The organism is uncultured Winogradskyella sp. (genome assembly GCF_947496485.1).
GTDB lineage: Bacteria > Bacteroidota > Bacteroidia > Flavobacteriales > Flavobacteriaceae > Winogradskyella.
Genome location: NZ_CANMCZ010000001.1, coordinates 714,459 through 727,069, shown reverse-complemented (window position 1 = coordinate 727,069; position 12,611 = coordinate 714,459). Strand labels below are relative to the sequence as shown.

Annotated in this window: 8 protein-coding genes; all 8 read left to right on the top strand. The window is 33.1% G+C overall.

Annotated features, from left to right (window positions below; all coding sequences use genetic code 11):
* The 8 genes from Q0822_RS03025 to Q0822_RS02990 are packed head-to-tail and all read left to right on the top strand — an operon-like array spanning position 1 to position 12,605.
* Complete coding sequence (locus Q0822_RS03025; protein WP_299119980.1) at positions 1-3,222, top strand: VCBS repeat-containing protein; 3,222 nt, start codon at positions 1-3, stop codon at positions 3,220-3,222.
* A gap of 17 nt (positions 3,223-3,239) precedes the next feature.
* Entirely contained in the window at positions 3,240-4,571 is a 1,332-nt protein-coding gene (locus tag Q0822_RS03020; RefSeq protein ID WP_299119977.1) for a vanadium-dependent haloperoxidase, read from the top strand.
* Positions 4,572-4,575: 4 nt separating this feature from the next.
* Complete coding sequence (locus Q0822_RS03015) at positions 4,576-5,205, top strand: hypothetical protein (RefSeq protein WP_299119974.1); 630 nt, start codon at positions 4,576-4,578, stop codon at positions 5,203-5,205.
* A gap of 51 nt (positions 5,206-5,256) precedes the next feature.
* Positions 5,257-7,005 (top strand): alpha-glucosidase, encoded by a 1,749-nt coding sequence (locus tag Q0822_RS03010; protein WP_299119971.1) that lies wholly within the window; start codon positions 5,257-5,259, stop codon positions 7,003-7,005.
* 10 nt (positions 7,006-7,015) lie between these two features.
* A complete protein-coding gene (locus Q0822_RS03005; RefSeq protein WP_299119969.1) occupies positions 7,016-8,350 on the top strand; it encodes an MFS transporter in 1,335 nt (444 codons plus the stop codon).
* A gap of 8 nt (positions 8,351-8,358) precedes the next feature.
* The gene (locus Q0822_RS03000; RefSeq protein ID WP_299119967.1) at positions 8,359-9,585 is read left to right on the top strand and encodes an MFS transporter; all 1,227 of its coding nucleotides are present in this window, start codon (positions 8,359-8,361) and stop codon (positions 9,583-9,585) included.
* Positions 9,586-9,587: 2 nt separating this feature from the next.
* Positions 9,588-11,444 carry an alpha,alpha-trehalase gene (locus Q0822_RS02995; RefSeq protein ID WP_299119965.1) on the top strand — a complete coding sequence of 619 codons (1,857 nt, stop codon included), beginning with the start codon at positions 9,588-9,590 and terminating at the stop codon, positions 11,442-11,444.
* Positions 11,445-12,605, top strand: a complete 1,161-nt coding sequence (locus tag Q0822_RS02990; RefSeq protein WP_299119964.1) for an MFS transporter — start codon at positions 11,445-11,447, stop codon at positions 12,603-12,605.
* Positions 12,606-12,611 lie beyond the last annotated feature (6 nt).

The window sequence follows — 12,611 nt, the reverse complement described above, 5'->3', positions numbered from 1 at the left end:
ATGACCAAAAGATTAAGCTTTATATTTTTATTAATTTTTGCTTGTTCAGAGAAACAAGATGAAACAGATATTGATAGTTCCAACAATACGCCTTTCAATACCATTAGTTCATCAGATTCTGGTCTTAACTTTTCGAATGATTTAACGGACACTGGAGATCTCAATATAATTGAATATTTGTATTACTATAATGGTGGTGGTGTTGCCCTAGGTGACATTAACAATGATGGTTTAGATGATATTTATCTTACCGCAAACCAAAAACCAGATAAACTATTTCTAAATTTAGGAAACTTAAAGTTTAAAGATATTTCTATAAAGGGTGGTATTAGCCAAGAAGGTACATGGTCGACCGGAGTTACAATGAGCGACGTTAATAATGATGGATTATTAGATATTTATGTTTGTAAAGTAGGCAACTATAAAGGCCTTAAGGCAAGTAACGAATTATATATAAATCAAGGAAATAATACCTTTAAAGAAGCAGCAGAAACATATGGCATTAAGTTTTCTGGCTTTTCTACCCAAGCCTCCTTTTTTGATTATGATAATGACGGAGATATGGATATGTATCTTATGAATCACTCTGTTCATTCACCATATTCTTATGGAAACTCGAGATTAAGGGAAAAACCAGATCAGGTTTCTGGTGACATTTTCTATGAAAATAAATCTGAAAATGGGCAAACTAAATTTGTTGATGTTACTGCTCAATCAGGAATTTATAATAGTGCTCTGGGTTATGGTTTAGCACTCGCAACTTCAGATATAAATAATGATGGTTTTACAGATATCTATGTTGGTAACGATTTTCACGAAAATGATTATCTCTATATTAACAATGGTGACAAAACATTTACAGAATCTAGTGATAGTTATTTTAATCACACTTCAAGATTCACGATGGGAGTTGATGTTGCGGATATAAGCAATAATGGAAAATTAGATCTTATAACTTTAGATATGATGCCTTATAAGTCAGAGATTTTCTTAAAATCAGGTGGTGAGGACTCGGATAAGGTAAACAAAATAAAAGCCTCTTTTGGGTTTAATCAGCAATATGCCAGAAACCATTTGCAACTCAACAATGGTAAATATTTTGTAGATGTAGCTCTAATGACTGATACTTATGCTACGGATTGGAGTTGGTCGCCACTTTTAATGGATTATGACAATGATGGTTTAACGGATATTTATATTACAAATGGTATCTATAAGCGACCTAACGACTTAGATTATATTAAATATTTGAGTACTGTAGACTTCGCAAGATATGCTAAAACTACTCAAGATACTTTAGAGCAAAAGCTCATTAATACCATGCCGACTTTAAATTTACCAAACGTACTATTGACTAATACAGGTGAATTAACTTTTACAAATTCTAAAGTAGATAAAGCTAATAAAGGGACATACTCCAATGGTGCTGCTTATTCTGACCTAGATAATGATGGTGATTTAGATATTGTGATAAATAATATAAATGAAAATGCTTCGCTTTTAGAAAATACAGCGAAGAATAATTTTATGAGTATTAGACTTTTGGGAGATGATAAAGCCATAAATACAAATGGCACTAAGATTTATTTATATGCCAATAATCAAACCTTTTATAAAGAGCAAACGACAGTAAAAGGATTTTTATCTAGTTCTACAGCAAAAGTACATTTCGGGCTTGGTGAATTAGCCAGTATAGATTCTTTGAAGGTGGTTTGGCAAGATGGAACTCAAAGTATTACAAAGAATCCTAATATTAATACTCTAGTTACGATTGAAAAAGAAAACACATCAAACTTTCAATACAATGCTGAGATAGATTTCAAATTTGAGGAATTTGAATACCAACACACGGAGAATAAGTTTTTGGACTACGAGCGTGATGCACTAATACCAGAAAATCTCTCATTAGAAGGGCCTTCTTTGGTACAAGAAGATTTCAATGGTGATGGACTCGAAGATTTATTTATTGGTGGAGCACGAGGACAAGAGCCAGTGCTTTATCTGCAAAACAGAAATGGAAGCTTTATCATAAAGACAACTCCTGCTTTTGTTGAGGACGCTGCCTATGAAGATACAGACGCTATTGCTTTTGATATTGATAATGACAATGACCTAGATATATATGCATTACGAGGAGGTAATGACTACCAAGAAGGTCACGAAATGTTAGAAGATCGTGTATATATTAACGATGGTAAAGGGAATTTTACAAAGCTCAATTCTAAACTATTAAGCACAAATGGGGCAACCATATCTGGTTATGACTATGATAAAGATGGGCTAACTGATCTATTTATTGGTAATCGATCTATACCTGGAGCCTATGGACTAACACCATACAGTTTCATTCTAAAAAATAAAGGCCAAAACAATTTTGAGATTGCCTCTAAAGCACGTTTTGGGATGACAACAGATTCTAAATGGGCAGATATTAATAACGATGGGAATATTGAATTAATAGTTGTTGGTGATTGGATGCCTATTAAAGTTTTCTCTTATTCTGAAACAAATAAATTCGAAGACAAAACGAAGTACTTTGGCTTAGACAAAACAAACGGAATGTGGAATGTTGTTGAAATTGCCGATATAGATAATGATGGAAAGTTAGATATAATTGCAGGTAATGTAGGATTAAATTTTAAATGGAAGGCATCTTTAGATAAACCAGTGAAAATGTATTTAGATGATTTTGATAAAAATGAAAAATTAGACCAAATTATATTTTATGATTTCTTTGGAAATTATGTGCCATTTGCTTCAAAAGATAAACTAATGGAGCAAATACCTCTTCTAAAAAAGAAGTTCACTAATTATAAGTCATTCTCAATGGTGAAAGAAATAACAGATATTGTAGATAAGCCTGAAACAGATATCTTAGAAACTAAATATCTATATGAGTTACAATCTATGATTTATAAGAATAATGGTGAAACATTTACACCGCAACCATTGCCAAAACGAGCGCAATTAAGTACTATAGAAGATATTTTGGTTGACGGAAACAAAATCTTTTTTACAGGTAACCATAAAGGTTTTGTAACCGAGCTTGGCGAAGCTTCATCTAATTCGGGTGGTATAGTAGAAATTTCAGAAAATGAATTATTAAATTACAGTTCTTTAAAATTGCCAAAGGATATTAGCGGTAGAAAGATTGTAAAAGTGAATGAAAATAAATACTTAATTATAACAAACAATGGTAAGTCTTATATGATTAACCGTTGAATTATTGAATTATTAAAATGAAAAATTTAAAACATAGCATATATCTATTCTGCATAGTATGTGTTATAAGCAGTTGTAGTAAATCAACGGAACCTATTGTGGTTTCACCTGAGTTATTTCACGCCTCAGTAGACAAGGTAATGGAAATACAAATACACGATATTTTTTCGCCACCAGTGGCCAGTAGAGTATTCGTTTATCCGAACATAGCAGCTTATGAGATTTTAGCTCAAAAAACACCCGAAATGGAATCACTGGCTGGCAAAGTTGCTGAATTAACTAGCATACCAAAGGCGGATAAAGCTATTAATCTCGAATTATCGGCATTGATAGCGCATATGGAGCTTAGTAAAAGTTTGATTTTTTCTGAGGATAAAATGGAAGTTCTGCAAGATAGTTTGTATAAAGAATGGACTAATAAAAATGAAAACGAATTTAATATTTCCAAAGATTATGCCTTGCAGGTAACAGATCATGTCAAAAAATGGATGAATGCAGATAATTATAACCAAACCAGAACGATGTCAAAGTTCACAGTAGATACTGATGATCCATCGCGTTGGCAACCAACACCACCATCTTACATGGATGGCATTGAGCCACACTGGAATAAAATAAGAACTTTCGTTCTCGATTCTGCAGCACAATTTAAACCCAAAAGACATCCAGAATTTTCGTTAGAAAAAGGTTCAAAGTTTTCTGAAGAACTCATAGAAGTTTATAATATTAGTAATGAGATTACAGCAAAAGGTGATGATTCTGAAGAGATAGAAATTGCACAATTTTGGGATTGTAATCCTTTTGTATCTGTAACGAGAGGACATTTTATGTTTGCAACTAAAAAAATATCTCCAGGTGCACATTGGATTGGTATTGCGAAAATAGCTTCAACAAAATCAGATGCAAATGTCGCAGAAACAGTAAATGCTTATACAAAAACGTCTATTGCTATTGCAGACGCATTTATTAGCTGTTGGGATGAGAAATATAGAAGTAATCTCATACGCCCAGAAACCTTAATCAATCAGCATTTAGACCAAGACTGGTTGCCAATATTACAAACACCTCCTTTTCCAGAATACACGAGTGGACATTCCGTAGCATCAGGTGCTGCTTCCACAGTACTAACAGCAATTTTTGGAGATAATTTTCAGTTCGATGACGATACGGAAGTACCATTTGGGCTCCCTATACGCTCGTTTAAATCTTTTAATCTGGCTGCAGAAGAAGCTGCTATTAGCAGATTATATGGTGGTATTCACTATATGGCAGCAATAGATGAAGGTTTAAAACAAGGTAGAAATGTTGGTGATTTTATTGTGAGTAATATTAAAATGAAGTTTGAGTAAAATCATGATAGGAGATAAACTCATATATCATTCTAATTTTAAAGTCTTCAATGACGAGATTATTTCAATACTAAAAAATCAATTCTTAGATAAAAAACGAATTTGTATTGCTGTCGGTGGTGAATCTGGAAGCGGAAAAACTTCATTAGCTTATGCTTTATTTCTGGATATAGAAAAAGAACTAGGAATTAAGGGATTTATATTTCATGGTGATGATTATTTCAAACTTCCACCAAAGGATAATCATAAACAACGTTTAAATGATATTAGAAATGTTGGAATTTCTGAGGTTAATCTAAAATTGTTGGATATTCATATTGCTTCATTCCTAAATAATGAAACAAGTATAACAAAACCTTTAGTTAATTACACAGAGAATACTATCAAACAAGAAATCATATATCCTAAAGAATTTGATTTCTGTATTGTAGAGGGCACATATAGTATGCTGCTAGAAGAAGCTTCATATAAAGTATTTATAGAGAATTCATATGAAGAAACAAAGGTTAATAGAGAAAACAGAGCTCGGGATATATTAGATGATTTCAGCGAAAAAGTTTTAGAGATTGAACATAATATTATAAAACAGCAAATCAAATTTGCAGATAAGACAGTAAAGAATACTATTATGTAATACAATTACTGAGTTGTTGCGCTTTGTTTTTTAAATTAAGGAATTACACTTATGAAGAAAATTATCATTTTACTTTTTGGTATTATCACAGTAATAGGTTGTACAGAAAATAAAAAGCACGAAAAGCAAGACACAAAAATACAAGCTAATACCTCAAAAACATGGTGGAAAGAAGGTGTGCTTTATCAAATATATCCACAAAGTTTCAAAGATTCGGATGGAGATGGAATAGGTGATTTTAAGGGGATTATCGAGGAACTAGATTATCTTGAAAGTCTAGGAATAACTATGGTTTGGATGAATCCATTTTTCGATTCACCAATGATAGATAACGGCTATGATGTTAGTGATTATAGAGCCATACACCTACTATATGGTACTATGGAAGATTTTGACACCATGTTAGCAGGAATGGAAGAGCGTGGTATAAAATTCGTTCTAGATGTTGTCGTTAATCATAGCAGTAATCAACATCATTGGTTTAAGGAAGCCAGTAGTTCTAGAGATAGTAAATACTATAATTATTACCATTGGTGGCCAGCAGAAAAAGGTGAGCCACCTTATAGATACAGTATATTTGATCCTGAAGGAGCTTGGGATTATAACAAGGCTACCAATTCTTATTATTTACACACATTTGCAGAAGGGCAACCAGATTTAAACTGGGAAAATCCAAAGTTGAGACAAGAGGTTTATGATATTATGAAATTTTGGGCAGAAAAAGGAGTCCACGGTTTCAGGATGGATGCATTTCAATTTGCAAGTAAGGACACCACATTTCCAAAATTTCCAGAAGGACATGAAAAAGATTTTATCAAATGGTATGGAATGCGTCCACAACTTCACGATTATTTAAAAGAAATGTATAAAGAGGTTATGGAACCTTACGATGTTTTTGCAGTTGCTGAAGGTGCAGGCAGCACGTTGCAAGATGCTCACGACATTGTTGACGAGGATAGATATGAATTACAAACAGCTTACCATTTCGAGTATGTAGATATGGCTAAAGAACCCGGAAGCTTTGATTTGACTGAGTTCAAAGAGATCTTTACAAAATGGGATAAGTCGTTTGCAGAGGATGGTTGGTTGGCTATATTTTTGGCTAACCATGATAAGGCGAGAATTGTAAACCGTTTTGGTAATCCAAGCCCAGAATTTAGAACTGTTTCTGCTCAATTATTAAATACATTTTTATTAAGTATGAGAGGTACGCCATACACATATAATGGTGATGAATTAGGAATGACTAATATAGATATGCCAAATATTGATGACTATGTAGATATAGAAGCTTTGGGAAATTACAAAAAGGCATTAAAAATAAATAGTGATATGGATGAGTTTATGAAAATACTCAACTATAGCTCGCGAGAAAATAGTCGTACACCAATGCAATGGAATGATTCAGAAAACGCTGGGTTTACAACGGGTAATCCTTGGAAATCTGTGAACAAGAATTACAGAGATATTAATGTTGAAGCACAAGATAAAGATCCAAATAGTGTTTTGAATCATTTTAGAAAAATGACAAAGCTAAGAAATGACAATGAGGTGTTTGTATATGGAGCCTATGAAATGTTAGACAAGCACAATAAACAAGTTTACGCGTATACAAGAACTTTAGATAACAAAAAGGTACTGGTTTTACTCAACTTTAGTGACCAAGAATCTGAGATAAGTCTTGAAGAAATAAAACAAGTAGAAACGACTTTAATAAATAATTACAGTTCATTTACAAGTACTGATAGTAAAGTAACTTTAAAGCCTTATCAAGCTGTTGTAATGACATTAAAAAAATAAACATAAACATATGAAACTAACTAAACCAAGATTATCGTTCTGGCAAATCTTCAACATGAATGTTGGATTCTTAGGAATTCAATACAGTTTTGGGTTGCAACAAACCGCTATCAATCCTATCTTTTTGTATTTAGGTGCACCCGAAGATATGCTGCCGATATTAAATATTGCTGGTCCTGTAACTGGTTTAATAGTACAACCAATTATTGGTGCTATGTCAGACAAAACATGGTCTAATCGTTGGGGAAGACGTAAGCCTTATTTTTTAATTGGTGCACTATTAGGTAGTTTATGTTTATTTGCTTTTCCACATAGTCCTGTGCTTTGGTTTGCAGTTGGTTTGCTGTGGATTTTAGACGTTGGTAACAATATGGCAATGGAACCTTACAGAGCTTTTGTCGGTGATAAGTTGCCAGAAAAACAATTAAGTCTTGGTTATCAAATGCAAAGTTTATTTGTTGGTGCTGGTATTCTGCTTGCAAATGGATCTATTGTACTTTTTCAATACTGGTTTGGTGGAGAATCCGTAGAGGAAGCAGGTACGATTCCTCAGTGGTTATACTATTCATTTTTTATTGGAGCATTCCTTTCTTTAACTACAATATTGTACTCTGTTTTTAAAACACCAGAAATCCCACCTAGTGATGAAGAGATGGAAGAAATAAATCATCTTAAAAGTTTACCATTCAGTCAACGAGTGTCACAACCTTTTAAAGAGATTATTGAGGCTGTAAAAGACATGCCCAAATTTATGTGGAAAATTGCTGGAGTTTATTTGTTTCAATGGTATGCTCTTTTTATTTATTGGCAGTTTACGACTCCATTGTTCAAAAAAACTATGGGTTTTACCACTTCAGAGGCAGCTTCACAAGCGGCAAAAATGAGCTTAACATATAACACTGTAACTATGGTGGTTGCATTAATGTTAGTGCCTTTAACCTTGCGCTTTGGCGGTAAGAAGATTTACGCTTTAAGTTTATTTGGGACTGCAATTGCATTATTCTTAATTCCATCTATATCTGATCCCAATTTAGTTTTAGTACCAATGATTTTATTTGGTATTGGTTGGGCAGCAATGATGGGTATTCCTTATACTATGGTATCTAAAATTGTACCTCAGGATAGACGTGGTGTTTATATGGGTATTTTAAATATGATGATCGTAATTCCAATGGGAATTCAAACACTAAGTTTTGGTCCAATATATAAATATATTTTAGGAGACAATGCTATCAATGCTATGTTATTTGCTGGAGTGTTTTTTGTGATTGCGGCAATTTTAGCAATGCGATTAAATGTGTCGAAAACTAATCCTGACTCGGAAATAATTCCTACTGAAGAATAAATAGTGTTATGAAAAACTTAGGAATAAAAGTATCTATTTACTTAAATTATTTTGTCTTTGCAATCCTACTAAATAGCGTAGGTATTGTCATCGCAAAATCAATTAATGTTTATGGAGTTAGTGAATCTCAGGCATCAGTTTTAGAGGCATTTAAAGACTTACCAATAGCAATTGTTTCTTTTTTGGTAGCATCATTTTTACCACGTTTTGGCTATAAAAAAGCGATGTTAACAGGCTTGGCCATTGTATTTTTTGGTTGCTTATCAATGGTATTTGGTAATTCGTTTTTCTCTACCAAAATTTTATTCTTATCTATTGGAGTTAGCTTTGCGCTTATTAAGTTATCTGTGTATTCTTTAATCGGTTTAATTACTGAAGGTAAGGTAGCACACTCATCTTTAATGAGTTCTATTGAAGGATTTTTTATGGTAGGTATTGCGTTGGCTTACGTTTTATTCCCGTTCTTTTACTCAGAAGACCCTAATAGTTGGTTAAACGTTTATTATGTGCTTTGTGTTCTTATATTGCTTTCCTTTTTGTTTCTTTTATTTTCAAAGGTTGAATATAATGTAGAGACTTCAGGAAATAGTCTTGTTGATGATATGAGGGCTTCTGCAAAATTGATTGTAGTTCCTTTAGTTTTAGTCTTTATTATTTCAGCATTTCTATTCGTTATGATTGAGCAAGGCATTATGACATGGTTACCGCGGTTTAATGAAAAGATATTTTTCTTCTCCGAAAAGCTGAGTGTACAAATGGCATTCATTTTTGCTTTGTCATTAGCTTTAGGACGTTTTATAGCTGGTTATTTAACAAAGAAGTTATCTTGGGTATTATTGGTCATTATTTGCATTGTAATATCTGGAGGAATACTATTATTTGTCTTGCCTCGATTAAAGGTAGATATCGATACTTTAGTAAAAATTGAAAGTATAGTAGATGTACCAACCTTAGGTTTCATTTTGCCATTAATTGGTCTGTTTATCGCACCAATATATCCATTACTTAATTCTACAGTATTAAGTTCTTTACCCAAAAAATTACATTCACCAATGTCTGGTTTAATAATAATCTTTTCTGCTTTGGGTGGTACAATTGGTTCACGTATTGTTGGTGAATTATTCGAAAGTATTGGAGGTGCAAATGCATTTTACTTCTTGCTGATTCCTATGTTTTTACTTATCGTTTTTGTACTGCTAATTGATAGAATGTCTAAAGCAAAAACAGTGATCTAGAAATGGTATTCAAACTAAATATTGAAGATGTATTAAAACGGTTGTTAGCCCAAGAAGATACAGATGGTGATAAAAAAATAACCATTGAAGATAAAGGGCCAAAAGCGTTCGAATTAATTTCAGAAGACGGAAATCGAGTCACTATTCAAGGCACCTATCAGCTCTCAAATTTGTTACAAGAGTTAGTCATTCAAAAGCAAAACGGTAAAACTACAGCAGAAATTAATCTTCAGTATATAGATGAGTTACCTGCAAATAGAATCTCTCGAATGATTAGAGATTTCTATTGGAAAGGACTCACGCGACGTATGGATAAATCAGGAATTGAAGCACTGATTTCAGATACAAAAAATAATAGTTTGACTGCTGAAATACTTCCTATATATATACCTTATTCAGATGATTTAGCATTTAATTATTATAAAGACTTAGAGTCCGCATTACCCATTAAAGCAGTAAAACTTCCTGAAGCTATTACACCAACTTTTGTAAAATCTATAAATAACCAGCCTGGTATTTTAAGCTTAAAATTAGAAGAGATTAACGGAGAAATAAAAGGTGTTCCATTTGTAGTTCCTGGTGGTCGTTTTAATGAAATGTACGGTTGGGATAGTTATTTTGAAGCTGTTGGACTGATTTGTGACGGTAAAGTTGATTTAGCAAAAGCTATGGCGGATAATTTTCAATATCAAATTCAACATTATGGAAAAATTCTCAATGCGAATCGTAGCTATTATTTAACCAGAACTCAACCACCTTTTTACACAAGTTTAATTTCAGAAGTTTTTGAGGTAACTAAAGATAAAGAATGGTTAGCAAGTCACCTAAAAACGGCCATTAACGAGTATGAAACGGTTTGGATGGTAGAAGGAAAACGTTTAACATCTAATGGTCTAAATAGATATTATGCTGAAGGGCTTGGTTATCCACCAGAAACTGAAGAAGGACATTTTGATGAGGTTTTACAAGCATATGCAAAGTCACATTCTCTTTCTCAAGAAGAATTCATAGAAAAATATCAGTCTGGTGAAATCAAAGAACCAAAATTAGATATTTACTTTACACACGATAGAAGTTTACGAGAGTCTGGTCATGATACTTCTTGGCGTTTAGATGATGTTTGTGCCGACCTAAATACAGTTGCATTAAATAGCTTATTGTATAAATATGAATCAGATTTTGCGTATCTCATTGATACTTATTTTGATGGTGTTTTTAATGGTTATCACGGTGCTTATTGGTATACAATTGCAGATGAAAGAATACAGCGAATGTATGAGCTAATGTGGAATGAAGACAACGGACAGTTCTTCGACTATAACTTTAATACACAAGAGCAGACACATTTTGAAAGTGCTTCCAATTACATTCCACTTTGGACAGGAGTCAATAAAAAAGATGTAAAAAACATGGTTGATACTTTAATGAGTCAACTTAAAGAAAAAGGTGGTATAGCTGGCACCTCTAGAGCTATGAAGGCCAAACTTCCTAAAAATGCGATACAACGACAATGGGATTATCCCAACGGTTGGGCTCCGCACCAAATGATGATTTGGAGAGGGTTGAAAATTCAAGGATTTCAGAATGAGCTACAAGAATTAGTGTATCGTTGGTTGTATATGATTACTAGGAATGCTGTGGATTACAATGGCACAATTCCAGAAAAATATGATGTTGTAGCAGCTACTCATAAAGTATTCGCAGAGTATGGCAATGTAGGTACAGATTTCGAATACATTACTCAAGAAGGTTTCGGTTGGATGAATGCTTCGTTTCAATATGGACTGCAGCTATTAAATGAAGATTTAATTGCGCGTCTAAATAATTTAGAACAGCCAGATACAATTTTCAAAGCCTAAATGAAGTCATTACATCTCATTTTATCTAACAAACGCTACTTCTCAATTGTTTGGGTATTTAGTTCTTTGAATATAATGATTGGTACTTGGGTATTATACATTCCTCAGGTTAAAGAGAAACTACAATTAGATGATTCGCAAATAGGATTTGCACTATTTTGTTTAGCATTAGGACTATTGTTCTTTATTCCAGTAGTGCCAATAGTTACAAAAAAAATAGGACTGGGAAGAAGTACATTTTTTGGTATTTGTATTTTTTGTATAGCATTCATAGGACCATTAATAGCTCCGACTTATGAGACATTGTGCGCATCTTTGTTTTTAGTCGGTGTTTTTTCTGGATTAACGGATATTGCGATGAATACTGTAGTTTCTGAGATGGAAAAAACAGATGGCGTCAATTTTATGTCTGCCGCGCATGGCTTCTTTAGTTTAGGTGGTGCCATTGGTGCCTTAGTAGGATCCCTTTTAATGGGCGTATTGAATTCTCCATTTTATCACGTGCTTATAATGGCGATTTTAGTGATATTGACTAATATGTTATTGTTTAGAAAATACTTTAAAATTAGAGAGGTTGAGGAAGATTTTAAAGAGAAAGGAAAGCTTCCAATTAAATTGCTCAAGCCTTTATTTATTCTTGGATTTTTGGCCATGGTTATTATGGGAAATGAAGGAGCTATCGAGCATTGGAGTTCAATTTATTTAACGGAAGTTGTAAAAGTATCCTCTGAAAATTTGGCAGGATTAGGATTTACAATATTCTCTATAATGATGACAATCGGACGTTTTTTTGGCGATGGTATAAGTGCAAAAATAGGTTCAGCTAAAGTCGTAATATTTGGTTGTGCCTTAGCTACTGTAGGTTATGTTTTTGTGCTTTTAAATGGATTGTTTTTTAGCCTCATAGGATTCGGTATAATAGGATTAGGCTTATCTGTTATTATTCCAGAATTACTTAGAATTGCTGGAACAACTAAAAATATTGCTGCTTCGAAAAGCATTTCGTTCGTTTCTGGTGTAGGTTTTGTCGGATTTTTGTTAGGACCAGTAATTTTGGGTTATATTTCAGATAGTTTTAGTCTTAAAATGAGTTATGTATTCTTATTAAGCATAACTCTAATCGCAACATGTATTGCGGTCTTTAAGCTAAAAACTAAATAAGTATTA

Bases quoted from the DNA above. Each gene is read 5' to 3' on its own strand.
- Q0822_RS03025 (WP_299119980.1), top strand. From the start codon at position 1: ATGACCAAAAGATTAAGCTTTATATTTTTATTAATTTTTGCTTGTTCA.
- Q0822_RS03020 (WP_299119977.1), top strand. From the start codon at position 3,240: ATGAAAAATTTAAAACATAGCATATATCTATTCTGCATAGTATGTGTT.
- Q0822_RS03015 (WP_299119974.1), top strand. From the start codon at position 4,576: ATGATAGGAGATAAACTCATATATCATTCTAATTTTAAAGTCTTCAAT.
- Q0822_RS03010 (WP_299119971.1), top strand. From the start codon at position 5,257: ATGAAGAAAATTATCATTTTACTTTTTGGTATTATCACAGTAATAGGT.
- Q0822_RS03005 (WP_299119969.1), top strand. From the start codon at position 7,016: ATGAAACTAACTAAACCAAGATTATCGTTCTGGCAAATCTTCAACATG.
- Q0822_RS03000 (WP_299119967.1), top strand. From the start codon at position 8,359: ATGAAAAACTTAGGAATAAAAGTATCTATTTACTTAAATTATTTTGTC.
- Q0822_RS02995 (WP_299119965.1), top strand. From the start codon at position 9,588: ATGGTATTCAAACTAAATATTGAAGATGTATTAAAACGGTTGTTAGCC.
- Q0822_RS02990 (WP_299119964.1), top strand. From the start codon at position 11,445: ATGAAGTCATTACATCTCATTTTATCTAACAAACGCTACTTCTCAATT.